Here is a 23,529-nt window from a genome sequence, read left to right on the forward strand (position 1 = left end):
GCAGAAATGTAATTCCTGTTTAAATCCTCCTTTTCATTTCGACACTATTTTTCTACAAACTTCTCCTTGGTAAATGCTCTTGTAAAACAACATAACCTTCATAAGCTGTATAACCGAGTATAGCCATTAATCCGATATAACAAGCAAATACTGTCCATTTCGTTTTCGTATCGACTTTATAATAATTTTCTTGTTGTTCCTTTTCTGTTTCCCATTCATTTAATTTTCTTTCTGACATTTCAAATGCTTCTCTTATATGAATTGTATGCATTTCTTTTTCATCTTCATATGGGACATAATCAAGTGGCTCAAATTTTGGTAAAAGGTACTCTAGCACTTCAATCTTTTGAAGTTCTCCTGTTTTTAATTCTTTTTCACGTTCTCTTTGTCTTAATACATTCATTTCATGGTGAATCATATAAATCGTTCGATGCACCGCATCAGTTTCTTTTAATTCCTCTTCAAGCCTAGTAACATATTCTTTTATTCCATCGATTTTATATCCTAATTCCTTAATCGGCTCATCTCTCTTTATTACTCTATATAGTTCCATACAGCCGATAATAAAAATAAATCCTCCTAAAATACTCTTGAAGTAAATAGAATAGCCGAGTAGTAAAACTAGCCCTGCCCCCCAAATTTTCGTGCTTACAACTGAAATTATTCGTCCACCATCTAATGGAGAAACTGGAATTAAGTTAAAGAAATTAATCATACTTCCAAGTAAAATAATAAGCGCCCAAAACGGCTCTTTCGTGATTATATACAGTGGGATCGCGGGTAAAAATGAAAGCAATCCGAAAAGAGGTCCCATATATGCAATGTAAGCTTCATCTTTTGCATTTTTCGGCATCTCTTTCATCCCAATAAGAGCTCCCATAAATGGTATGAAGATTGCTGGCGATGTTGGTATCCCTTTCTTTCTCGCTGCCCATAAATGCCCCATCTCATGTACAAACAATAAATATACGAGTGCTACCCCAAACTTCCAACCATATATGACTGCGTATGCACCAAGCGATAAAAACATACTAAATACTGTTGAAAATTTTGCTAACTTAAAAATTGCAAATACCCATTTTAACTTAGATAGTAAAAATAACCCTATTGCAACTATAACTCCCCATAATCCTTTTTTATTATTTTTCATATTCCTCTCCTTTATCTCGCTTTATTGAGCCATATACACTCATCAAAACTTATTCTTTTTCTCTATTATGACATATTTTTTTCTATTGTTAGAAATAATGTTTATTCCATCCATTTTTAGCCAAAAATAAAAATAAAAGGAGGTAAATACAAATGAAATTACAATCTCTTATGATAGGCGCTCTATCGTTTTTAGCTTCAACTCTTATTTTTTATACCGTCAGCTACGTATTATTATTAGATTGGTTGCCAAATCACTTATTTATAGCCCTTATTATTCTTTCCGCTCTTATGATTTCCTTTCTAATTACACGAAAATCAATGAATGAGCCATCTGCAAAAGCAAAATAATAGAGGGGATCTTTCCCCTCTATTATCATTTCCTAGGAAAGGCCATATAGACTTTATGATTCTTACTGCCCGCTATTTACGGGCAGTAAGAATCCCACCTCAAAATTCGGCTGGAGCAAACAATTTAGGTAGGAGTCGTGCTAATAATCAGCGGGGGATGCCCCCACTGATTAAAATTTCACTTTATCTTTGTAAATTCATTTTTTCACCATACTCTTTAACAATTTGAATAATGTTTTGAAATGCTCCTACTTTTTCTTTCTTACTATTTAATATTTGTAAATCGTGATTATCATAATAGGTTTCTAGTGATTTTAATTGTGATTCTGAAGCATCTTTTATCGGAACAGTAACATTCAACTCATACTGTTTATACCCTTCCTTTACTTTTTCAGCTGAAATTATTTCACTCTCTTTTGCGCCAATTAATTTTTGAACCTTTTCCGGGAAAATTAATTGCAAATAATATTCTTGTTCCTTCGCTAACTTATTATATAGTGATTGTGAAATCGTATAACGTACTGTATAATTCATTTTTTGATCACCCGCTTTAATATGAAACGCAGTAATCTGCAAATCTTTTTTCGTTATTTCCGTTAAAGGCCCTACCTGCATCTCATCTTCTTTTTGTTCTGGAATCTTTGGAAATATAGCCAAAAGTTTTTCCGTATCTTTTTCGTTCAGCATATACATAGCTTTTTTATATTGCACCCATCCCCGTCGATCTTCTCCTCTTAACCATGCATAATACGTTTCTATTTTCCCCTCTCTACTAATTTGTATTTCATATTCTGCTTTACCAAAGCTACCTGTTACTTCTTGTTTTTCTGCTTTGCTTATAATATCCACCACTAACTCCGCATCCATTTTCTTTAATTTTTTTTCTTCTGTACCTTTTTGTATAACAGTTATTTGTAATGGTTCTTTCACTTCATTCACTGTCTCCTCTACTTGTTTCGATTCTTTCTTTTGCTCTGCTTGACCACACGACGCGAGTAAAATAACACATAAAACCATTAAATATTTCCCTTTCAAATCGATTCTCCTTTTCCAATAAGAAATTCTTATAATCCTCATACATAAAACAAAAACGTTACATTATATAGAATGAGCTATACTATACAATGAAGGGAGGATTTTACAATGTCCATTAATTTTCATGATGCAAATAATAAGTATACGTATGCAAGTCGTAACGCACATATTTCATGGCGGGAAACAATAAACAATATTGTAGATGTGCAAAATAAACAAGTAATTGATATAGGTTGTGGTGGCGGCATTTACACGAAAGAACTTGCTCTTATGGGAGCCAAAAGTGTTGTTGGGCTTGATTTTTCAAAAGAAATATTACAAGCTGCAAAAGAAAATTGTAACGGCTTCCCAAACATTTCATTCATTCACGGTGATGCACATAATATCTCATTCCCTAATGAAACATTCGACCTTGTCATTTCTCGTGCAGTCATTCATCATTTGCATGATATTCCCACATTTATACGAGAGGCTTCTCGCATATTAAAAAAAGACGGTATACTTATTTTACAAGACCGAACTATTGAAGATTGTACAATTCCAGGAAGTCCTGAACACCTTCGTGGATATTTTTTCTCTGTCTTTCCAAAACTCATTGAAACAGAAGCGAAAAGAAGACCAAAAACCACTACTATTCAGCAAGAATTACAACAATATTCTCTTCAAGCATTCCCCATACAAACACAATGGGAAGTACGAAAAGTACATGATTCTGTAGAGGCTTTGCTACAAGATTTATCTCCTCGAACAGGCCGATCCGTTCTATATGAACTAACAGATAATGAACTTTCTCAACTTCTACATCATATCCAAACGGCATTACAAAACGTCTCTCCTATCATCGAAAGAGATCGTTGGACAATTTGGAGCGCGAAAAAATTGTAAGGAAGGAAGCCTCACAAAGTAATGTGAGGCTTCCTTCTTTCATAATCTAATTTTGCAACACTCTTGATATCCTCCACTCCTGGCCTGTGCACTTCCACACTTCGGACATACTAAATATCTAGACTGATTTGTCAACAAACTACCTTTTTGAAAGAGTAAAACTTCTGCTTGTTTAAACGAACGCGAATAATATAACCACATAAAACCAATTATAGCAATAATGCCAAATAATACTCCCATCGCAAGCATTTCAGTCACCTCTTTTGGTTTGTTCTTTCCAGCAAGTGGATTGTTGTATTATTCTCTGCAAATTCAAACAATTCCTTCCTTACTCCTATAAATATCGATTTTCTCCATAATCTTTACAATTCTCTATAATGTTTTACAGCATTTTTACAAATAGTATTAACCCTTATATTCTCAGCTATATTTCTACAGGAAAGTGTATTTCCCAAAAAATATGTTGACTTTCTAAAAAAAACGTGTGAAAATACTGTCAGAATACTTGAATTAAAATTCATTGACGAGAACGAGTACGTTATAGGACTGTTCCCCAGAGAGTTGGCGATTTGCTGAAAGCCAACGTTCAGTGCTTAATCGAAAATCATCTCCGAGAAGTAGAACCGAATGCTAGAGTAAGTTCTTACCGGATGTCCCCCGTTACAAGGAACACGTATCATGTTGTACGTTGCAAAGCCGTATACATATAGATTTATTTCTACATGTATAAATTAGGGTGGTATCGCGGGTAAATATAACTCGTCCCTTTCTTTAGGGACGAGTTTTTTGTGTTCTTACAATGAATTTACAAAAAAGGAGGAAAAACAATGAACACTGTATCAAAAAAACATGTTTTTTTCACAGGCCTTATGCTATTTTCTTTATTTTTTGGGGCAGGAAATTTAATTTTCCCTCCAATGCTTGGACAAAATGCTGGTGAAAACTTTTGGCCAGCAATGATTGGTTTTTTACTAACAGGAGTCGGCTTACCACTACTTACTGTTATCGCTATTTCTCTATCAGGAAATGGAATGCAACAACTTGCAAGTCATGTTCACCCATTATTCGGAATATTCTTTACGGTAGTTGTATACATTGCAATCGGTCCATCTATGGGCATCCCACGTGTTGCTAATGTCGCTTATGAAATGGGGGTTAGTTCTTTCTTACCAGAAACTATTCGCTCTAGCAGCCTAGTGCTATTTTTATACACAGTCATCTTCTTTTCTATCGTATTTTGGCTTAGTTTAAACCCTTCTAAGCTCGTCGATCGTATCGGAAGTGTATTAACACCTATTTTATTACTCTCTATTTTTTTATTATTCGTTAAGAGTGTATTTACACCCCTCGGGCAATCTGGACCAGCCATGCAAGAGTATCAAACTTCTCCAATTTTCAAAGGTTTTATGGAAGGATACTTAACGATGGATACCATTTCAGCACTTGCATTTGGGATTATCGTTGTAAATGCAATTCGCTCAAAAGGTGTGAGTGATCGTAAATCAATTGCCATCGCTACAGCAAAAGCAGGACTTATTGCCGCTACTGGTCTCGTACTTGTATATGGTGCACTTGGCTGGCTCGGTACAACTAGTGTCTCTCTCGGATACGCAAAAAATGGAGGACAGCTACTTACCGTTATCGTACAACAATTATTCGGTCCATATGGTCTAATTCTGTTATCTCTTATCGTTACACTTGCTTGCTTAACAACATGCGTTGGACTTGTATCTGCGTGCAGTCAATACTTCTCAACATTATTGACAAAATTTTCATACAAAATGTTAGCAAGTGTCATTTGCTTGTTAGGATTATTAGTTGCCAACTTAGGTTTAACAAAAATTATCGCCATCTCTGTTCCTATTTTACTTGTTGTATATCCAGTTGCAATTGTACTCGTGTTATTATCATTCCTTCATAAATATTTCGGTGGCTATCGATCTGTTTATGTATGTGCTTTAATCGGAACAGCAGTTGTTAGCGTTTTTGACGGATTAAAACAAGGGAATATTCCTGTTTCATTTATCACATCTTATTTTGAGTTTATTCCATTATATAATGAAGGAATTGGCTGGTTAGTACCAGCGTTAGTTGGGGCTATTATCGGTTTTGCTATCGCAAAATTAAGTGGTGCAAAAACAGTACCATTAACGGAGCATTCACCTGAATCGAAAGTATCATAAAAAAACTCCCATTTCGGGAGTTTTTTACATTTGATAAGAAGTATGATTAAAGCTACTTACTTTATAAGCTTTCGTATAGTAATCAATATTCGTATCCACTGTTTCTACTTTTACAACATCATAGCAATCTTCTTGCTTCACTAGAAATAAATAATATTCTTCTGTTGCCTCAATAATTGCAATACGATCTGTTTCAATATCATATTGTTCACAAAGTGCTTGCAACGCATTCACATAGTTACCTAATTTTTTCGTTTCATCCATTCCAAATATCGTTTGAACTAACATACACTCTCTCCCCTTTGTATGTACTGTTAACACCTTAATGATAACGCTTACATAAATAACCGTCAATAAAAAGCTTTGACCATATATAGTCAAAGCTTCCTTCTTATTTCGTCAATTGGTGTCTAAATGCATAAATAACCGCCTGTGTCCGGTCACTTACATTTAGCTTATTTAATATATTACTCACATGCGTCTTTACTGTTTTAAGGGCAATAAACAACTCATCTGCAATCTCTTGATTACTTTTCCCCTCTGCAATTAATAACAAAATTTCAGACTCTCTTTCTGTTAACTCCTCATGCAAAGGTTGTTCTTTCTTCTGACGCATACGAGACATCATTTTGCCAGTAACTTTCGGCTCTAATACCGTTTCCCCATCATAAGTAGCTCTTACAGCATCTGCAATATCACTCGCTCTTGATGTTTTTAATAAATAACTTGTCGCCCCCGCCTCAATAACAGGATATAACTTTTCATCATCTAAAAAGCTCGTGACAACTACAATTTTCGCTTCTGGCCATTCTTGAATAATAGCACGTGTCGCTTCAACCCCGTCCATCTCATCCATAACAAGGTCCATTAAAATAATATCCGGTCTTAATTGCAAAGCTAACTCTGAACCTTTTCTTCCATTTTCAGCTTCTCCAACTACTTCAATATCTGGCTGCGTTGATAAATATGCTGATACACCCATTCGAACCATTTCATGATCATCAACTAGTAATACTTTTATCATGATTCTCCCCCTCTCTCAATCATAATAGGTACTTTCACTTCTATTTGCGTACCTTTATTCGGAAAACTAAGAACTTTTAATGTACCACCAATTTCATGAACTCGCTCTTGCATTGACCTTAAACCGTATGAACCAGCCTTATTAACACCGACTTTAAACCCAACACCGTCATCAATAATTTTCAAAATCGCATATTGATCAATTTTCCGAAGGCGTACTTCGGTTTTCTTTGCCTTCGCATGCCGTAAAGTATTAGACAGCGCCTCTTGTACAATACGGAATAAATGATCCTCTACACCTTTTTTTAATTGAATCGGTTCAATTAACCATTCAATTTTCATATGTTGCTTTCTAGACAGCTCTGTTAATAATTCTTCTATACCCTCTGTTAGTTTCTTACCTTCTAACTGCACTGGGCGTAAATGAAGGAGCAATGCTCTCATTTCTGATTGTGCATTTACAACCATATTCTCAACAAGCTGCAACTGTTTTTTCGTCGTGTCTGGAATTTCAGCTGCTTGCTCATTAATGGCTGACATCATCATCGACATTGCAAAAAGCTGCTGACTTACAGAATCGTGCAGCTCTCTCGCTAATCGATGCCTTTCTTGAGAAATCGCTTCTTGTCTCATCTCTTCATTCCAATGGGCTCGTTCATTCGTTACTTTTTGAAATAGCCCAGCTTGCTCCTCTAAGCGACGAGCAAGACCAATTACTTTTCGTTCCACTTCATGAAATTCATCGTCCGCAGTAAATGAAACATCACTCGGAAAATTCCCTCGCTCTACTTCAAATAGAAAAGTATTTAATCCTTGTATACGCTGTTCTATATAATAACCGATTGCATATCCTACAATTCCTCCGATAAGAAGACTCGTACTCATAATAAACAAGCCAATTGGAACAGAAGCAATGGATTCTTTCCAGAGTAAATCATAAACTTGTTGCTCGCTTTTCCATACATATACAATTGTACAAATAAGTGCGATACTCACAGAGGACAACATAGAATAACGAATATACATCCACGAAATATTCCTTTGTTTTTTCATTATACTTTCCTCACTTCCGTATCGCCTACGACAAGCGAAGAAATAATTTTAATACGACGAGGGGCTTCTTTATACTGTTCTGTTCTAAACGTAACATTACGGTTAAATCCAGTTTCTTCGTGTCCTGGCAGGAGGACTCGCCCAACAATAACAGAATGATTTAAAGACAATTCAATATCATATGGTACATATAAGCGAATATTACCAATGACGCCCCGAATCACAATAACCGTTTCTCCCTCTGGAATCATAGCAGTTGTTAAATCAATCTCGACGTCACAAGCACCATATTGGACGTTAATATCCTCTATTTCATAAATATGATCCATCATTCGTACATTACCTACAAACATATTTTTTATATACGGTTCTGTACGATATATTTGTTTTTCTTCATTTATATATCCCTTTTCTTTAATTTCAACTTTCATTGCTTTTTGCCGATGTCCTTGTTGAATAAGTTGATAACCAATTAAAGCTAAACAAGCAAACACAACAAGTACGAATGCCGCTGATGAAAATAAGAAGAATAAGAAGACAATACCACCGACAAATAAAAATACATTCCCTCTTACATAACGGTTCTTCTTTCGATAATGTCTTCCAAACATAATCATAATAAATGCAAATATTAGACCACCTGGTTCAAAATGTCCAAGTATCATATCAAGAAAAAGACCGAATCCAAATATGATGAGGAGCATCCCCATAAATTGTGTTTTTGAAAATTGCTTCTTCATTTCAGCTCCCCCCCTCCTTGTCACATATACATAGAAGAAAAGGCATTGCTTTCCAACACCTTTTCTCCTATCACTATATCATAAGCCTGTTTTATTATATACTACAATTATTTTGTTACTTCTTTCGTTAACGATACTTCATTTTTCTCTTTCATTTCACTCTCTAGTTTTGCAATTTTCATATCAAATGTATCACGCTCATGCTCTTCATTTATACGAAGCTCTATGTCACGAATGTGATCTTCAATTTCTTCGAATCGTAAGAACGGATTATTTTCATCCATTTTATGCATAGCAGTATTCATACGGCGGTTTGCATGCGCCATATTTTCACGTGCCATTAATTCCATACGCTTTGCGTTCATTTCTTTTAATTTATTTTTCATTTCTGAAAGACGACGCTCTAACTCATCAATTTGCTCTACAACACCAGCATACATTTCTTCTAAGCGAGTTACTTGCCCTTCATAATACGCTACTTCTTCTAATGCACGTTCATGCAATTGCAATTCGCCTGCTTCTTGTGCGATGATAGCTTGCTTTGATCTTTTATTAACGAAATAACGTGCTTGCTCAAGCTCACGAGCAAAGTTAGATTTCAATGTTTTATGACGCTGAATCAACTTCTCAATTTTTGTTATTTCACGCTCACTATCTCGTAAATATTGGTTTAACATAGCAATTGGATTTTTTCTTTCTTTCTCATCTAACACATTATGAAAATCAGCTAAAATTGCATCGCGTACACGTCCGAATAAAGATTGTTTCATTATAATCTTCCTCTCTTCTACTTTATAATTTGATTTATTTTATATTAGTTTTTCATTAACTTGTTCCACTCATCTTCAAAGTTGCTATATGGTTTAGCACTTTCTGGAGCAGAATCAACAACTACATTTTTTCCTTTTTTCCACTCACGGTATCCGTAGTATAAAACTACTAATGCTGCGATACCGATTAATGCTGGGGAATGAGAAAGTGCAATGGACAAACCGATTAAACCAACAATACCCCAAGCTAACTTTCCAAAGAATGATTTAGCTCGCACAAATGATTTATAGCTCCAGTACACAACTCCTGCTCCAATGGCGAATCCTACAATACCAGCAAGACTACCAAGAGCAATTAAAGCCAAAATACCGGCTGCGATAAACGCTAGAAATTGTTTCATCTTGTGCTTGCCTCCCTTCGATTTGATACTCTTATCTTAACTATTTTTTCATTTTTTCATAACGAGCTTAAGAACTGTTTTCGACTCAGACTTAAGACCGAGTTGAATTCAGCCTTTTGCAAAACGAACATGTATGCGATGCGTATAGATACAGAAAAATTCTTATTCAATAACGGATGAAAATCTCAACTTGCGCGTCCAAAAAATTAGCAATACATACAAACGTTTATTAAATTACATTAAATATATTATTAAGAAAATTATGTTAAAATAAATCAGAAGGCTACATTTAAATTAAAGGGGATATATCATGAATTTACACATTACGAAAGAAATCAATACCGCCGCTAAAAGCTATATAAACAACCAGCTTTATGAATATAATTTAAAGCACTTTCCATCTGATTTAAGAGACAGATACTTAGAGATTCATTTATTTCTTAAAGATGAAAATGGTAAAATATGCGGGGGAATATTAGGTGAAGTCTGTTGGAATTGGTTAGAGATTCACTCTTTTATCATCGATGAAGATATACGTGCATTAGGGTATGGAACTAAACTGTTATTAGAAGTAGAAAAAATCGCTTTAGAAAGAAATTGTGATTTTATAAAAGTTGACACTTTAAGCTTTCAAGCATTAGATTTCTATAAAAAATATGGTTATAAAGAGTATGGTATCCTCGATAACGTAGGAAGAGATTATAAACACTACTATTTGAAAAAGGATTTATAAATAATAAAAAACGCTCAGAGAATGTTCTCCGAGCGTTTTCAACTGCTAATAATAAATGTCTCTTTATGTTATGCAGTTTTATGATACTCTTTTTTTTCCGCCACTTTAGAAAATCTCGGGAAACCAATTAATATAGAAATGATTCCACATACTCCAACTAAAATTGGATAAAATGCATATGGTAACAATTCGACCGGAGATAACGCAGCAAATCCTGCCGCTGTTAACATTTGAGCACCATATGGGATTAACCCCTGTACACAGCAAGAGAAAAGATCCAGTACACTCGCTGATTTACGGGGATCAATTTCATACTGATCCGCAATATTTTTCGCAAGCGGACCTGTAAAAATGATAGAGATTGTATTGTTTGCTGTACACACATTCGTCATACTCACTAAGCCAGCAATACCAAACTCCGCTCCTTTTTTCGAACGAATATTACGTGTTAAAAGATTCATTAAATATTGAATGCCACCATTATACTGGATAAGTTCAACCATACCACCGATTAAAATGGCAAGTAACACTAACTCCATCATACCGCCCATTCCAGTCGTTACACTTTTAAAGAAACTCTCTAACGTATAACTTCCATCTATAAGACCGATAACACCAGATAATACCGTTCCACCAGTTAATACAATGAGTACATTCCAGCCAAGTAGCGCTGTAACAAGTACACCTGCATATGGTAAAATCTTCACCCAATCAAATGTATGAGCTTTAATTTCTGTATCATTACCTAAAGTAATCATTACTAATATTACAATTGTAATGACTGCAGCTGGCAATACAATTAAAAAATTCGTTTTAAACTTATCTTTCATTTCTGTTCCTTGCGAACGAACAGCAGCAATTGTCGTATCAGAAATAAATGATAAATTATCGCCAAACATCGCTCCGCCCACAACAGTAGCCATCGTAAGTGCAATTGAGATATCTGTTTGCCCACTAATACCTACAGCAATCGGTGCTAATGCAGCAATTGTTCCCATTGAAGTTCCCATCGCTAATGAAATAAATGCCCCTATAACAAAAATTCCAGCAACGATAAATCCTTGGGGTAAAATAGATAACGCTAAGTTAACAGTGGAATCAACTCCGCCCATTCCTTTTGCTGTTTCAGAAAACGCCCCTGCAAGTACAAAAATCAGAACCATGATCATAATATCAGGATTTCCTGCACCTTTAGCAAATCGTTCTACTTTCACATTAAAGCTTTCCTTACGATTCATCACTAAAGCAATTCCTACAGCAATTGAAATTGCTACGAGTATCGGCAATTTATAGAAATCACCTGTAATAATTCCAGAACCAATAAATAGCGCCAAAAATACTCCAAGTGGTAATAAAGCTAAACCATTTCCTCTCGTTTCTTTCAAAGTATCATCTCTCCCTAGTTTTCAACCTTTTCTAATGAATAACAAAAGACCTCTTCCGATGAGAAGAGGTCTTATACATCTATAAGAAACGCTCTTCTCATCTTTCAAGCACACGCTTGCTGGATTTGGCACAGCACTCTGAAATCGAGTCCGCTGCCGAGGCATCGTAGGGCCAGTCCCTCCGCCTCTCTTTATAAGAAGGTTTCATATTTATTTTTTAATAATAATTTCTTTCCTAACTTTACTCGCTTACAAAACAAAAGTCAATTATTTTTTGTATAGATTTTTTTGGTAATTATACAAAAATATGAATAAACCAATCATTTTAACTTTTTAATTTCTTTATCCAATATTGAGATCCAATAAAATTTTCTATTTTTTATCGTCGCGATAATCCATTTTGTTGTATTCCATGCTAACTCATATTCTTCTTTTGTAACATCACCAGTTTTATAAGCATCCTCTAACTCGTCTTCATCCAGTACATAGATCTCACCGTTCGGTAACAATACCACATCTAAATATAAATCATCAAAATAAGGTAAACCACGCTCGTCTATTTTATATTCTTTTGTCACATCGATATAATATTGCACTAATTGTTTTTGATTGTCTAACATAGCTGTAATCGCAAAGTTTTTTCCGTTTATAAAATATTGCATCCATGTATACCCATCACCTGCAATGCAAAGATTTTTACCATTGTATTCTTTATGACTAGGTTCTCTCACTTTTTTTATGTCCAGTATTCCTAACATTCCATCCTCTACTTGCTTAACCATATAATCCTTCTCTATTAGTCGCTTCCACGAAGAACCGTCACCATATTTACGTTTCATTACGTCCGCTCCTCTTCTATATATAGAAAAGCCCCCACATATTATGTGAGAGCTTGTTCATATTATAATTAAGCCGCTTGACCCTTTTCAGATATCTCTTTTAAATAGGCTTGTCCTTTTTCAGCGTCATATTGACCTTCCCACTTAGACATAACTACAGCCGCTAAAGAGTTACCTACAACGTTAACTGCTGTACGAGCCATATCAAGAATACGGTCAATACCTGCAATAAACGCTAAACCTTCAGCTGGAATACCTACTGTACCAAGTGTTGCTAATAATACAACGAATGATACGCCCGGTACACCCGCGATACCTTTTGATGTAACCATTAATACAAGTAATAACGTAATTTGTTGTGTAATGGATAATTCAATACCGTACATTTGAGCTAAGAAAATTGCCGCAATTGCTTGATATAAAGTTGATCCATCTAAGTTAAATGAATAACCTGTTGGAATAACGAAAGATGTAATTGCTTTCGGACAACCGAATTTCTCCATTTTCTCCATAATTTTCGGTAAAACCGTTTCTGAACTTGCTGTAGAATACGCTAAGATCAGCTCGTCTTTTAAAATCTTAAAGAATTGGAAAATGTTTATTCCAAATATTTTCGCTGTAAGTCCTAATACAACTACAACGAAGAAGATCATTGCTCCGTATACTACAATGAGTAATTTCCCTAATGGAATTAATGAAGCTAATCCGAATGTAGAAACTGTAACACCAATTAATGCGAATACACCAAATGGTGCAAACTTCATAACTTGGTTCGTTACATAAAACATTGCATCTGCTACACCTTGGAAAAATTGTAGAACTGGTTTACCACGCTCACCAATTGCTGCTACACCTAAACCAAATAATACTGAGAAGAAGATAATAGCAAGCATATCACCTTCAGCTAATGATTTCATAATGTTCGTCGGAACAATATTTACAAACGTATCTGCGAACGAATGACTTTGTACTTGCTCTGTCGTATGTGTATATTTAGAAATATCTGTTTTTGTTAACTTATCCATATCAACGCCTTTTCCAGGTTGGAAAATGTTTGCTATTAATAGACCGACAGCAATTGCAATCGTTGTAATAATTTCAAAGTAAATAATTGTTTTTCCGCCTAGTCGACCTAACTTTTTAACATCGCCAACACCAGCAACCCCAACAACAATACTCGCTACAACAATCGGTACAACAATCATCTTAATTAATCGGATGAAAATATCACCAATTGGTTGTAAGTACTTCACCACTTCCGGATTGCCAAAGAAAATCGCCCCAACTGCAATACCAAGCGCAAGTCCTATTAAAATTTGCCATGCAAGTCCTATTCTTTTCATACTTGTGGTAACCCCCTCTTCGATGTGTCACTCTATCTCTCATTCTATCTCTATAAAACTTGAAATTAAGAGTATTACATATTATTCGACAATTCACTACATTTTGTCCCTGTTGAAAATCATAAATCAAAATTTAAAATCTGACAACAAAATAAGTTTGCCCGAATGCAAATAATTTTCTTGACAAAAATAAAACCCATGTAAGAAAACCTAACATGAGAACGATCCCTCACTAGTGATTTAAAGGTTTTTAAAGTAATGTTTCACCATCGAAAACTCCATCATTTTCCATGTTTTTTTTAGAACAAAATAGAAAATGGTGCATTTTTGTATGCATGCAAAAATTTCACTTTATGACAAACACTACGAAAAGATACTAAATTCCGACAAAACTTAGCAAATTTATAAAGTTTTCTTTACATTATGATTACAACGATAGACACCCTTCTTCTTCTTATGATATATACATTCATAGGGAAAGGAGCAAGACAACAATGAAAAAGAAATTTGCAGCATTTAGTGTTTTAGCAGCTGGAACGATTTTCGTTTCCCCGTTACTTTCACCCGTATACGCTGAAACGAATGAAAATAAATTATCTAATATTCAATCCGAATTAGAAGGCAAACAAAATGACTTACAAAATAAATCAGCTGAGAAAGAACAAATAGAAAAAGAAATCCAGGAATTACAAAAAAAAATCGACGAATTAACTACTTCTATTAATAAAAACGAAGCTGAATTAAACGATACAAAAAAAGAAATTAGCAAAACGCAGCAAGCAATTGCTGAAAAAAAGAAACATATAGAGCAATTACAAACAAACATAGATACACGTCAAGAGGTTATTAAACAACGACTACAATCTATGCAAGAGAAGCCTCGTACGAGTATCATTACAGAAGTATTAACAAGTTCTGCAAATATCGCTGATCTTGTTGATAATATGTATTCTGTAAGTTTAATTTTAAATAACGATACCGATATTGTGAAAAAGCAAACAGATGATCAATATGCTGTAACGACAGAAAAAGAGGCTGTTGAGAAAAAAGAGCAACAACTGAAAGAATCTGAACAAAAATTAGAGCAAAAACAACAAGAGTTACAAAATAACCAACAACAGCAACAAACTCTTATTAAAGATCTACATACGAAAGTATCAAAAGTAGATTCCGAGATTGAAGGATTAGAAGAGTCACAAGGTATTTTAGAAAACCAGCGTCAAGCTGTTCAAAAAGCAATTGAAGAAGAAAAACGTGCGGAAGAAGCTCGGAAAGCGGAAGAGGCACGCAAGGCTGAGGAAGCAAAAAAACAAGCCGCCGCTTCTGCTAAAGAAAGCACACAATCCGCACCAACACCGCAAGATACGAACAAAGGTGGATTTATTAAACCAGCGGCTGGATCAAAAACTTCTGGATTCGGCACACGTTCTTTAGATAACCATAAAGGAATCGATATCGCAGCTCCGGGAACAGTTCCAATTATTGCCGCTGCAGATGGCGTTGTTATCCGTTCAGAATTATCCTCTAGTTACGGAAACGTTGTTTACTTATCTCACCGTGTTAATGGAAAAACATATACGACAGTGTATGCACATATGAATAGCCGCTCTGTATCAAATGGACAAACTGTAAAACAAGGCGATCAACTTGGCTTTATGGGAAATACCGGTCAATCTTACGGACAACATTTACACTTCGAACTTCATATCGGGGAATGGAATGTTGGTAAGACAAACGCAGTTGATCCGTCTCCTTATATCGGATTATAAAAAACTCGGTGCATACCGAGTTTTTTTACTACTTCACACTTTTTAGGCGTTTTACATAAACTAGAACTAAATGCCTATATTTTGCGGGGTGATAAATATGAATACACAATTACAAGAAGAAATAGAAGAAGCTAGAGAAACATACATTGGCCGGCTATTTACATTCGGCGGCTCAGCTTTATTTTTAATTGGATCATTTATCGCAGTTGTCACAGCTTATAAAGCATATAATCGCTTATTAAATACTTCTACAACATAATAAAAAGACGGAGATTTCTCCGTCTTTTTATTATGCAAACATTTTAAATACACCTATCGCATTTAAAAATACGATAATTACAGTTACCGGAATAACATAACGAAGCAAGAAGAACCAAATATTAAACAATGTTTTCCCTTTCGTTTCCGTAACTTCTAATTCTTTCATTAATAGCTCTTTACTCATTTTATTTGGTACAAATAACGAAATGGCTAGTACTCCGAGTGGCAGTAATACATTACTTACCGAAAAATCGACGAAATCAAAGAATGTCTTACCAAATATTTTCACATCACTCATAATTCCAAACGATAACGCTGATGGGATTCCAACTGCAAAAATAAGAATACCAATTAATAACGAAGCTGACGGACGCTTCTTCTCATTATCTTTCGCAACAGATGCTACTACAATTTCAAGCATTGAAATCGCAGATGTTAAAGTCGCAAAGAAGAATAAAACTAAAAACATAATGAAGAAAAATTGTCCAAATGGAATTTTTGCAAAGACAGCAGGAAGAACGATAAACAGTAGCCCTGGTCCTTCTGTCGGTTTAACTCCTAATGCGAAAATCGCTGGGAAAATCGCTAACCCTGCAAGTACTGTAATAAATACAGTTAAACTTACAATAGATGTTGCTGATTTAGCTAAATGCTCTTCTTTCTTTAAATACGAACTATACGTTACCATTACCGAGGCACCTACCGTTAGTGAGAAGAAAGATTGTCCCATCGCATATAAAATCGTATCTGCTGTAAGCTTTGAAAAATCTGGTTTTAAGAAGAACTCTACCCCAGCCATAGCACCATCAAGTGTTAACGCACGAATAATGATAGCAATAAATAAAATGAATAATAACGGCATCATGTACTTACTTGCTTTTTCTATGCCTTTTTCCACACCTTTACTAACAACAAAAATCGTACAAAGCATAAAGATGAATTGCGCCCCAATCGCACTTACTGGATTTGAAATTGTTTCAGCAAACAATTGTCCATAATCGACTACTCCGTTCCAGAAACTACCTGTGACACTATAGTATAAATAAAGTAAAATCCATCCACCTACAACACTATAAAAAGATAGTACGCTAAAACAAGTAACAACCCCCATACGACCAATCCAAGGATATAACTTGCTATTCGGTACTAATACTTTATAAGCTGTAACGGCCTCTTTTTGAGTACTACGGCCAATAACAAATTCAGCTAAAAGAAGAGGCATCCCAATAAATAAAGTTAATAGTAAGAATACAAGGAAGAATGCGCCTCCCCCACCATTACCTGCAACATATGGAAACTTCCATATTGCACCAAGACCTACTGCGGCTCCGGCTGCTGCGAGTACAAAGCCAATTTTCGACGTCCATTGCTGTGTTTCTTTCATCATAAATTCTCCTTTTCTGAATATTATAACTTTTATCAATTATACACTTTCATTTCATACTCGCACACCTCCTTTAGAAAATAAAAAAGTCCCCTACACGCAAATATGCATGTAGAGGACGATATATGTAATAGAATACCGTGGTACCACCTCAATTGGATCAATAAATCCCACTTGTTCAGGTACAGGAAAATTCCGATACCCTATCCTTTTAACGGCGGAACCCGGGTTGCCTACTGCAATGTTCAGCATACCTCTCGCAAGCCCATTCTGTATATTTTATCGTACCGGGCTCACACCTTACCCCAGCTCTCTGAACGCATCAAATATACGTACTCTTCTTGCTCATCGATTTCATCTTTTGAAGTTACTTGTGATTATAAATTATATTTTTATATTTGTAAAGCACAATTCATTCACTATCCTATATAAATTCCCCTCTCTAATTCTTGTAAAAAAAGCTCTCTTTTTTGTTCACTTTGAACATATATCGACTTTAATACTTCTTGTAACAATATATTTTTTTGCCTTTTCTCTACTTGTAATTCTTTCACTTTTAGTCTAACTTCATATAAAAAATCAAGATACGATTCATACTTCTCATCATATTTATTTGCGATATCATCACGAATTTTTTTTGCAAGTTTCGGACTTGCCCCTCCAGTAGAAACAGCTACATTAAGCAATCCACGATGAATTGCCGCCGGAAAATGAACATTTCCACTTTCCGGATTCGTAATAACATTTACCAATTGATTCACTGCGGCATCTTCAGCAATTTGTTCATTTAGTACCGAATCACTAGTCGCTGCAACTACTAAAAAAGCATCTTTAATATCACTTTTCTCATACTCTCTTTGATACCAACGAATTTGCTTTTCTTCTACAAGTTTCACTAAATTTGCATCTAATTCTGTACTTACTACAACAATATCCGCACCTTGTTTTAGTAAAGGAATAATTTTAAACCCCGCTACTTTCCCTCCACCAATGACAACAACACGTTTCTTATCAACTCGCACTGTAAGTGGATACATATTGATCTCCCTTCAATATTTCCTCTGTTTTCTGAATTAACATCTCTCGAAACGCTACATTCTTTCCTAAATAGGGACTTATTTTTATCTCTTCCGACTCATATTGACGCACTTCTTTCTCAACATGTTTCATGAGTAAGCCTGTAAATAATAAGTAAGGTAACACAACAATGTTCCGTTCTTTTTGTTCTACAATTTCTTTCAACCTCTCATCAAACTTCGGCTCCGCGGCTGCTAAATAACAAACTTCCACTTCTTTAATGTTCTCTTCTTTTTGAAATAAAGAAGAAATCCACTTTATGTCTTGTAAAGTTTCCGGATCACTACTCCCTCTTGCAACGAGCAAAAGTGTTACTTCTTCTTTATAGTCTTTAATACCACTTCCGTTGTATACCGCTTTTACAAGCACTTCTGATACACCAAATGGATTACCATACACTATTTTGATATCCGGATATTCCTCGTTTAACTTTCGTAATTCAAACGGAATATCTTTCTTTACATGTCCTGCCGCTAATAAAAAAACAGGAATAGCGACAATCTCTGTAGCACCACGCTTCACACATGTACGAAATCCTTCTTCAATAGAAGGATTCGCTAGCTCTAAAAAACAAATTTCTTGAATATTTGCCTCTACACGGTTCATACATGACGTAATAAATGCAACCGCTTCTTCTTTTGCTGCTTTCAAACGGCTTCCATGACATATATATATAACAGCCTTCATTTTACAATACTCCGCTTACTTGATATGCATTTTCCGTTTGTTTCTCAAACCAATGTATCTTTTCTCTAAAACGGACAACTTCTCCAATAACAATCATACTTGGATTTTGAATTCGTTCTTTTTTGGCAACATCTACAATTGTTCCTAACGTCGCTGTAACAGTACGTTGCATAGATGTCGTTCCCCACTCAATGATAGCGGCAGGTGTACTTTGATCTTTTCCATGTTTTATTAGTTGTTCACATATGTAAGGTAAATTACTAACCCCCATATAGACCGCTAATGTATCTACACCTTTCGCTAAACTTTCCCACTTCACTTCCTCTTCAGCCCCTTCTTTCCGGTGCCCTGTCACAACAGCAAAACTTGCACTTGCATCGCGATGCGTTACTGGAATTCCAGCATAAGCAGGAGCAGCTATACCCGCTGAAATACCAGGAATAATTTCAAATGGGATACTTTGCTTCGCTAACGCTTCAGCTTCTTCTCCACCTCTTCCAAATACAAATGGATCTCCGCCCTTAAGTCTCGTTACAACTTTTCCTTTTTTCGCATATTTAATAAGAAATGTGTTAATTGTCTCTTGCTTCATCGTGTGATAATTTGGGAGTTTCCCGCAATAAATTAAATCCGCTTCAGGCTTTGCATGAGAAAGCAATTCTTTATTTACGAGACGGTCGTACAATATAACATCAGCCTTCTCGATGCATCTCAACCCTTTAACAGTAATTAAATCCGGATCACCAGGACCCGCCCCGACGATATAAACCTTCCCCATAATCTCTCCTCATTTCTACTATAAAATGAAACTTCCACTTTTAATCACGAATGGAAGTTACTATTATTTCGTATTACATGTTCTCTACTCATGAATAACAAATGCCGCCCCTTTTCGAATCTTCTTTTTTTCAAACAAAGAAATCTCTTTCACTTCTGGTAACGGTAAAAAATGTTTTTCAAGCTCAATTTCCGCAAGCTTAAATGCCTGTTCTTCACTCTGAGCAACGACAACAATTGGAACAATACTATTTACTAATACAGCTTCAAATCGATATAAGTCCATATTGCCCCCTCCTAAGATGCTATTACTTCTTCTAATACACGATTTAGTACAATTTGTAATTCTTCCACTCCAACACGTCCTACGAAATCATAAAACGTTTCGGCTAGTAATTTATTCTTTTGGAAATAACTTAAAAAGGACACGAGAACATCCGGCAAATCTTCTCCATCTATTTTCCCTTTTAACTTTTCGTTATATGCTCCTCCGTCTAATAGTGTTCCGCCCACATATATTTCAAACGCCTCAACGATTCCCTTTTCCTTCGTTTTCAGTTTTATCCCTTGCAAACCAATATCAGCAATTTGACGTTGACCACATGAGTTCGGGCATCCTACCATATGAATTCGAACTGGAACATCGAGTGCAATTTGTGTATCTAAGTACTCTGCGATTTTGCGTAATCTTTCTTTCGTTTCTACTAACGCAAGATTGCAATACTCAATGCCAGTACATGAAACCGCATGACCGATAAACGATTTCGGATTTGCTGAAATTGCTTCAAACAACGGTTCACTTAATAATCCTGCAACATTTTCTGGCGGAACATTCGGAATAATGAAGTTTTGAGAGTTACAAGTTCGAATTTGCCCGTTTCCATATTTCTTTGCAATTCTTGCAATCTCAAACATTTCCTCTGCGTGTAAACGCCCTACTGGTACATTAAAGCCGACATACTTTAATCCTGCTTGTTTTTGATCTTGAACGCCATAAAAGTATCCTGCATTCCAGCCTTTGAGAGCACTTTCCCCTTTACTTTGCAATGGGCCTGTGTATTCTACTAGTTTCTCTTTAAATTTCTCAGCGCCCCAGTCAGCGACAAGAAATTTCAAACGTGCTAAGTGGCGTTTTTCACGATATCCAAAATCACGGAATATAGTAGCAATTGCAATCGACACTGCCTTCACTTCTTCTGGTAAAACGAATACATCTAATTCTTCCGCTAAGTACGGACGAGCTGATAATCCTCCGCCTATTTTTATATGAAACCCAACCTTTTCCTCACCATTTATTTCTTTCGTAGAAGGTGTAAACGCCACACAGTTAATCTCTGCATTTGCTGAATTATAAATGTTAGAACTAATAGACATTTTGAATTTACGTGGTAGATTAGAAAACTCTTCATTATGTTGGAAGTAATCGTATATTTCTTTAACAATCGATGTTGTATCAAATAGTTCATTCGCATCAATTCCAGCAAGTGGATTTCCTGTAATATTACGCGTAATATCACCGCATGCCCCTGCTGAAGATAAACCAACTCTAGCTAACCTCTTAAAAATATCCGGAATTTGCCCAATTTCTAACCAATGAAACTGAATCGCCTGTCTTGTCGTAATATCTAACACATCACGCCCATAATCTTCAGCAATGGAAGCCAGCACCTCTGCCTGCGTATTTGTAATAATTCCAGAAGGAATGTTGACACGCATCATAAAATAGCCCGCTTCTTTCGGTCTTTGCAAATACAATCCCGCCCATTTAAAAGCGTCCCACTCTTCTTTCGGAATAGATTCAAATCCATTCTCCGCATAGTAAGGAATATCATTAAAGATTTCTAATCCGTCTTTCTCTAATTTCTTTTTCTCTGTTTGATTTAATTTTTCATTATTAGCCCACACTTTTTCATAACTCATCTTTTATCCCCCTATATGAAACTACGCTCTTGTAAGTACTTCACAATTTGCTCTGCACATTCTTCAATAGAATACTTGTGCGTTTCTACAATTAATTCTGCTTGTTTTGGTTCCTCATACGGTGAATCGATACCTGTAAACTCTTTAATATCACCTTTTCTCGCCTTTTTATAAAGTCCTTTCGGATCACGTTTCTCACACTCTTCAATTGGACATTTTACAAACACTTCTATAAACTCATCTGCAGCTAATAGTTCCCTAACTTGTTTTCGGTCTACTCGAAATGGTGAAATAAACGCTGTAAGGACAACAGTTCCTTGATCTACAAATAACTTCGCCACTTCACCAATACGTCTTATATTTTCCATGCGATCACTTTCAGAAAAACCTAAATCCTTATTTAAACCTTGGCGAATATTATCCCCATCTAGCACATAATTTCCGATATTCTTTTCAAACAGTTTGCGAGCAACCGCATTCGCTACTGTAGATTTACCCGAAGCTGATAAACCAGTAAACCAAACTACAAAACTGTGATGCCCATTCTTCACTCTTCTCTCATCTTTTGAAATAGAAGCTGTATGCCAAGTAATATTCGTATCCATCTCGTTCTCTCCCTATTCTGTTACTACTTCTTTTTTCAAACCTTTAATTAGCACTTCCACTACTTCTTTACGACTAAATGTACTTGGCGGAATCTCACCATTCCTTAACATTTCTCGTACTTTCGTACCCGATAAGATGACACGGTCTTCTTTTCCATGCGGACATGTTTTCGTTGAAGCCATTGCTTCACATTTCGTGCAGTAAAAACTATGTTCAAAAAATAACGGCGTAATCCCTAACTCTTCTACTGTAAAATTCGTAAAGATTTCCTGCGCTTCATATGTTCCGTAATAGTCCCCTACCCCAGCATGATCACGCCCTACAATAAAGTGGGTACAACCAAAGTTCTTTCTTACTAGTGCATGAAATATCGCTTCCCTTGGTCCTGCGTAACGCATTGCTGCAGGAAATACACCTAAAAAGACACGATCTTTCGGATAATAGTTTTGAAGTAATACTTCATAGCTTTCCATCCTTACATCAGCAGGAATATCATCTGACTTCGTTTCCCCAACGAGCGGATTTAAAAAGAGACCATCTACAATTTCAAGGGCAGATTTTTGAATATACTCATGGGCACGATGTACTGGGTTTCTCGTTTGAAATCCAACTACTGTTTTCCAACCGCGTTTTTTAAATTCTTCTCTCGTTTCAATTGGATCTAAATGATAAGAAGGAAACGGATTATTTCCAAAGCGTTTTGTAAGAATAATAGCTCCTCCAATGTAAACGTTTGGTCGTTCATATAATTTTTTCACCCCTGGATGTGCTTCATCCGTCGTTTTATATACAAGTAACGCTTCTTTTTCTTTATCTGGTACAAAAATATCTTCTATTTGAATAACACCATATACATTTCCGGCGTTGACAAGTTTTACTGCCTCTCCAGCCTGCAGTTTCTCGGCTACTTCTTCTGTTACCGGTAGTGTAATCGGTATACTCCATACGCTACCATTTGCTAAACGAAGCGTTTCTACTACTGAATCATAATCTCTCTTCCCTAAAAATCCTGTAAGAGGGCTATATCCTCCTGTCGCCAAAAGTTCTAAATCACTAAGTGCAATTTTGTCTATCTCGATTTCCTTTACAATGTTCGATATTTCATATGTTTCATCAATGCGGTTTACTAATTCATTTGTTGTACTCATCTTCTTATAT

At 35.7% G+C, this 23,529-nt stretch carries 26 protein-coding genes, 1 riboswitch and 2 other annotated features; of the genes, 6 read left to right on the forward strand and 20 right to left on the reverse strand.

What is annotated here, in order from left to right; all coding sequences use genetic code 11:
- Positions 1-52 precede the first annotated feature (52 nt).
- Positions 53-1,150: a site-2 protease family protein gene (locus tag ABH955_RS12225; protein WP_404447519.1), complete on the reverse strand. Its 1,098-nt coding sequence runs from the start codon at positions 1,148-1,150 to the stop codon at positions 53-55.
- Between the two features lie 152 nt (positions 1,151-1,302).
- On the opposite strand from ABH955_RS12225, the gene ABH955_RS12230 reads away from it, so the two are divergent.
- The gene (locus ABH955_RS12230) at positions 1,303-1,500 is read left to right on the forward strand and encodes a hypothetical protein (protein ID WP_000776287.1); all 198 of its coding nucleotides are present in this window, start codon (positions 1,303-1,305) and stop codon (positions 1,498-1,500) included.
- 183 nt (positions 1,501-1,683) lie between these two features.
- Here the strand turns inward: ABH955_RS12230 and ABH955_RS12235 are convergent, their stop codons facing one another.
- Complete coding sequence (locus ABH955_RS12235) at positions 1,684-2,535, reverse strand: YhfM domain-containing protein (RefSeq protein WP_404491140.1); 852 nt, start codon at positions 2,533-2,535, stop codon at positions 1,684-1,686.
- A 108-nt stretch (positions 2,536-2,643) separates the two neighbouring features.
- Here ABH955_RS12235 and ABH955_RS12240 point away from each other — a divergent pair, with 108 nt between their 5' ends.
- Positions 2,644-3,420, forward strand: coding sequence for a class I SAM-dependent methyltransferase (locus ABH955_RS12240; protein WP_404491141.1), 777 nt, complete (start codon positions 2,644-2,646; stop codon positions 3,418-3,420).
- A gap of 39 nt (positions 3,421-3,459) precedes the next feature.
- On the opposite strand, the gene ABH955_RS12245 is transcribed toward ABH955_RS12240, so the two are convergent.
- Positions 3,460-3,669: a hypothetical protein gene (locus ABH955_RS12245; protein ID WP_000880630.1), complete on the reverse strand. Its 210-nt coding sequence runs from the start codon at positions 3,667-3,669 to the stop codon at positions 3,460-3,462.
- A gap of 262 nt (positions 3,670-3,931) precedes the next feature.
- Positions 3,932-4,190: a binding site (T-box leader), on the forward strand.
- Positions 4,191-4,247: 57 nt separating this feature from the next.
- Between ABH955_RS12245 and brnQ3 the strand changes: the two genes are divergently transcribed.
- Positions 4,248-5,603, forward strand: coding sequence for a branched-chain amino acid transport system II carrier protein BrnQ3 (gene brnQ3, locus ABH955_RS12250; RefSeq protein ID WP_404491143.1), 1,356 nt, complete (start codon positions 4,248-4,250; stop codon positions 5,601-5,603).
- A gap of 24 nt (positions 5,604-5,627) precedes the next feature.
- Here the strand turns inward: brnQ3 and ABH955_RS12255 are convergent, their stop codons facing one another.
- From ABH955_RS12255 to ABH955_RS12280, 6 genes are all read right to left on the reverse strand, one after another.
- Positions 5,628-5,984, reverse strand: coding sequence for a DUF3992 domain-containing protein (locus ABH955_RS12255; RefSeq protein WP_002126339.1), 357 nt, complete (start codon positions 5,982-5,984; stop codon positions 5,628-5,630).
- Positions 5,985-5,994: 10 nt separating this feature from the next.
- Complete coding sequence (locus ABH955_RS12260; RefSeq protein ID WP_000598709.1) at positions 5,995-6,627, reverse strand: response regulator; 633 nt, start codon at positions 6,625-6,627, stop codon at positions 5,995-5,997.
- Positions 6,624-7,679 (reverse strand): sensor histidine kinase, encoded by a 1,056-nt coding sequence (locus ABH955_RS12265; protein WP_002011673.1) that lies wholly within the window; start codon positions 7,677-7,679, stop codon positions 6,624-6,626. Before ABH955_RS12265 ends, ABH955_RS12260 begins: the two co-directional genes overlap by 4 nt.
- Positions 7,679-8,419, reverse strand: a complete 741-nt coding sequence (liaF, locus tag ABH955_RS12270) for a cell wall-active antibiotics response protein LiaF (RefSeq protein WP_002126337.1) — start codon at positions 8,417-8,419, stop codon at positions 7,679-7,681. Before liaF ends, ABH955_RS12265 begins: the two co-directional genes overlap by 1 nt.
- Positions 8,420-8,526: 107 nt before the next feature.
- The gene (locus tag ABH955_RS12275; RefSeq protein WP_002011675.1) at positions 8,527-9,189 is read right to left on the reverse strand and encodes a PspA/IM30 family protein; all 663 of its coding nucleotides are present in this window, start codon (positions 9,187-9,189) and stop codon (positions 8,527-8,529) included.
- A gap of 44 nt (positions 9,190-9,233) precedes the next feature.
- Positions 9,234-9,590 carry a lmo0954 family membrane protein gene (locus ABH955_RS12280; protein WP_002011676.1) on the reverse strand — a complete coding sequence of 119 codons (357 nt, stop codon included), beginning with the start codon at positions 9,588-9,590 and terminating at the stop codon, positions 9,234-9,236.
- Between the two features lie 310 nt (positions 9,591-9,900).
- On the opposite strand from ABH955_RS12280, the gene ABH955_RS12285 reads away from it, so the two are divergent.
- On the forward strand, positions 9,901-10,323 hold the full coding sequence (locus ABH955_RS12285) for a GNAT family N-acetyltransferase (protein WP_404491145.1): 423 nt from the start codon (positions 9,901-9,903) through the stop codon (positions 10,321-10,323).
- A gap of 68 nt (positions 10,324-10,391) precedes the next feature.
- Here ABH955_RS12285 and ABH955_RS12290 read toward each other — a convergent pair whose 3' ends face one another.
- The 3 genes from ABH955_RS12290 to gltP form a co-directional block, all read right to left on the reverse strand.
- Positions 10,392-11,708, reverse strand: a complete 1,317-nt coding sequence (locus ABH955_RS12290) for a Na+/H+ antiporter NhaC family protein (RefSeq protein ID WP_002011678.1) — start codon at positions 11,706-11,708, stop codon at positions 10,392-10,394.
- 94 nt (positions 11,709-11,802) lie between these two features.
- Positions 11,803-11,908: riboswitch (SAM riboswitch) on the reverse strand.
- A gap of 120 nt (positions 11,909-12,028) precedes the next feature.
- Entirely contained in the window at positions 12,029-12,547 is a 519-nt protein-coding gene (locus ABH955_RS12295) for a ribonuclease FAU-1 family protein (protein WP_197218955.1), read from the reverse strand.
- Positions 12,548-12,615: 68 nt separating this feature from the next.
- A complete protein-coding gene (gene gltP, locus ABH955_RS12300) occupies positions 12,616-13,890 on the reverse strand; it encodes a glutamate/aspartate:proton symporter GltP (protein ID WP_071744847.1) in 1,275 nt (424 codons plus the stop codon).
- A 494-nt stretch (positions 13,891-14,384) separates the two neighbouring features.
- On the opposite strand from gltP, the gene ABH955_RS12305 reads away from it, so the two are divergent.
- Positions 14,385-15,659 (forward strand): murein hydrolase activator EnvC family protein, encoded by a 1,275-nt coding sequence (locus ABH955_RS12305; protein ID WP_404447541.1) that lies wholly within the window; start codon positions 14,385-14,387, stop codon positions 15,657-15,659.
- A 97-nt stretch (positions 15,660-15,756) separates the two neighbouring features.
- Complete coding sequence (locus tag ABH955_RS12310; protein WP_002158647.1) at positions 15,757-15,918, forward strand: hypothetical protein; 162 nt, start codon at positions 15,757-15,759, stop codon at positions 15,916-15,918.
- A gap of 30 nt (positions 15,919-15,948) precedes the next feature.
- On the opposite strand, the gene ABH955_RS12315 is transcribed toward ABH955_RS12310, so the two are convergent.
- The 8 genes from ABH955_RS12315 to sat all read right to left on the reverse strand — a co-directional run bounded on the left by ABH955_RS12315 (position 15,949) and on the right by sat (position 23,519).
- Positions 15,949-17,304 (reverse strand): sodium-dependent transporter, encoded by a 1,356-nt coding sequence (locus ABH955_RS12315; RefSeq protein WP_002140989.1) that lies wholly within the window; start codon positions 17,302-17,304, stop codon positions 15,949-15,951.
- 111 nt (positions 17,305-17,415) lie between these two features.
- Positions 17,416-17,662, reverse strand: a binding site (T-box leader).
- A 61-nt stretch (positions 17,663-17,723) separates the two neighbouring features.
- Entirely contained in the window at positions 17,724-18,341 is a 618-nt protein-coding gene (locus ABH955_RS12320; protein WP_002166092.1) for an NAD(P)-binding protein, read from the reverse strand.
- Complete coding sequence (locus ABH955_RS12325) at positions 18,316-19,068, reverse strand: sirohydrochlorin chelatase (RefSeq protein ID WP_002030685.1); 753 nt, start codon at positions 19,066-19,068, stop codon at positions 18,316-18,318. Before ABH955_RS12325 ends, ABH955_RS12320 begins: the two co-directional genes overlap by 26 nt.
- A 1-nt stretch (position 19,069) precedes the next feature.
- Entirely contained in the window at positions 19,070-19,846 is a 777-nt protein-coding gene (gene cobA, locus ABH955_RS12330) for a uroporphyrinogen-III C-methyltransferase (RefSeq protein WP_002030683.1), read from the reverse strand.
- Between the two features lie 84 nt (positions 19,847-19,930).
- Positions 19,931-20,131 (reverse strand): DUF3906 family protein, encoded by a 201-nt coding sequence (locus ABH955_RS12335; RefSeq protein WP_000366913.1) that lies wholly within the window; start codon positions 20,129-20,131, stop codon positions 19,931-19,933.
- 11 nt (positions 20,132-20,142) lie between these two features.
- Positions 20,143-21,765 (reverse strand): nitrite/sulfite reductase, encoded by a 1,623-nt coding sequence (locus ABH955_RS12340; RefSeq protein ID WP_404491146.1) that lies wholly within the window; start codon positions 21,763-21,765, stop codon positions 20,143-20,145.
- Between the two features lie 11 nt (positions 21,766-21,776).
- Complete coding sequence (gene cysC, locus ABH955_RS12345; protein ID WP_404447551.1) at positions 21,777-22,370, reverse strand: adenylyl-sulfate kinase; 594 nt, start codon at positions 22,368-22,370, stop codon at positions 21,777-21,779.
- A 12-nt stretch (positions 22,371-22,382) separates the two neighbouring features.
- Positions 22,383-23,519 (reverse strand): sulfate adenylyltransferase, encoded by a 1,137-nt coding sequence (sat, locus tag ABH955_RS12350; protein ID WP_404491147.1) that lies wholly within the window; start codon positions 23,517-23,519, stop codon positions 22,383-22,385.
- Positions 23,520-23,529: the final 10 nt, after the last annotated feature.

The organism is Bacillus sp. RC240 (genome assembly GCF_044907945.1).
In the GTDB taxonomy this organism is placed as follows: Bacteria; Bacillota; Bacilli; order Bacillales; family Bacillaceae_G; genus Bacillus_A; species Bacillus_A mycoides.

Excerpts from the sequence above, each read along its gene's own strand:
- ABH955_RS12225 (WP_404447519.1), bottom strand. The coding sequence starts at position 1,150 with ATGAAAAATAATAAAAAAGGATTATGGGGAGTTATAGTTGCAATAGGG.
- ABH955_RS12230 (WP_000776287.1), top strand. The coding sequence starts at position 1,303 with ATGAAATTACAATCTCTTATGATAGGCGCTCTATCGTTTTTAGCTTCA.
- ABH955_RS12240 (WP_404491141.1), top strand. The coding sequence starts at position 2,644 with ATGTCCATTAATTTTCATGATGCAAATAATAAGTATACGTATGCAAGT.
- ABH955_RS12245 (WP_000880630.1), bottom strand. The coding sequence starts at position 3,669 with ATGCTTGCGATGGGAGTATTATTTGGCATTATTGCTATAATTGGTTTT.
- brnQ3 (WP_404491143.1), top strand. The coding sequence starts at position 4,248 with ATGAACACTGTATCAAAAAAACATGTTTTTTTCACAGGCCTTATGCTA.
- ABH955_RS12260 (WP_000598709.1), bottom strand. The coding sequence starts at position 6,627 with ATGATAAAAGTATTACTAGTTGATGATCATGAAATGGTTCGAATGGGT.
- ABH955_RS12265 (WP_002011673.1), bottom strand. The coding sequence starts at position 7,679 with ATGAAAAAACAAAGGAATATTTCGTGGATGTATATTCGTTATTCTATG.
- liaF (WP_002126337.1), bottom strand. The coding sequence starts at position 8,419 with ATGAAGAAGCAATTTTCAAAAACACAATTTATGGGGATGCTCCTCATC.
- ABH955_RS12275 (WP_002011675.1), bottom strand. The coding sequence starts at position 9,189 with ATGAAACAATCTTTATTCGGACGTGTACGCGATGCAATTTTAGCTGAT.
- ABH955_RS12280 (WP_002011676.1), bottom strand. The coding sequence starts at position 9,590 with ATGAAACAATTTCTAGCGTTTATCGCAGCCGGTATTTTGGCTTTAATT.
- ABH955_RS12285 (WP_404491145.1), top strand. The coding sequence starts at position 9,901 with ATGAATTTACACATTACGAAAGAAATCAATACCGCCGCTAAAAGCTAT.
- ABH955_RS12295 (WP_197218955.1), bottom strand. The coding sequence starts at position 12,547 with ATGAAACGTAAATATGGTGACGGTTCTTCGTGGAAGCGACTAATAGAG.
- gltP (WP_071744847.1), bottom strand. The coding sequence starts at position 13,890 with ATGAAAAGAATAGGACTTGCATGGCAAATTTTAATAGGACTTGCGCTT.
- ABH955_RS12305 (WP_404447541.1), top strand. The coding sequence starts at position 14,385 with ATGAAAAAGAAATTTGCAGCATTTAGTGTTTTAGCAGCTGGAACGATT.
- ABH955_RS12310 (WP_002158647.1), top strand. The coding sequence starts at position 15,757 with ATGAATACACAATTACAAGAAGAAATAGAAGAAGCTAGAGAAACATAC.
- ABH955_RS12315 (WP_002140989.1), bottom strand. The coding sequence starts at position 17,304 with ATGAAAGAAACACAGCAATGGACGTCGAAAATTGGCTTTGTACTCGCA.
- ABH955_RS12320 (WP_002166092.1), bottom strand. The coding sequence starts at position 18,341 with ATGTATCCACTTACAGTGCGAGTTGATAAGAAACGTGTTGTTGTCATT.
- ABH955_RS12325 (WP_002030685.1), bottom strand. The coding sequence starts at position 19,068 with ATGAAGGCTGTTATATATATATGTCATGGAAGCCGTTTGAAAGCAGCA.
- cobA (WP_002030683.1), bottom strand. The coding sequence starts at position 19,846 with ATGGGGAAGGTTTATATCGTCGGGGCGGGTCCTGGTGATCCGGATTTA.
- ABH955_RS12335 (WP_000366913.1), bottom strand. The coding sequence starts at position 20,131 with ATGGACTTATATCGATTTGAAGCTGTATTAGTAAATAGTATTGTTCCA.
- ABH955_RS12340 (WP_404491146.1), bottom strand. The coding sequence starts at position 21,765 with ATGAGTTATGAAAAAGTGTGGGCTAATAATGAAAAATTAAATCAAACA.
- cysC (WP_404447551.1), bottom strand. The coding sequence starts at position 22,370 with ATGGATACGAATATTACTTGGCATACAGCTTCTATTTCAAAAGATGAG.
- sat (WP_404491147.1), bottom strand. The coding sequence starts at position 23,519 with ATGAGTACAACAAATGAATTAGTAAACCGCATTGATGAAACATATGAA.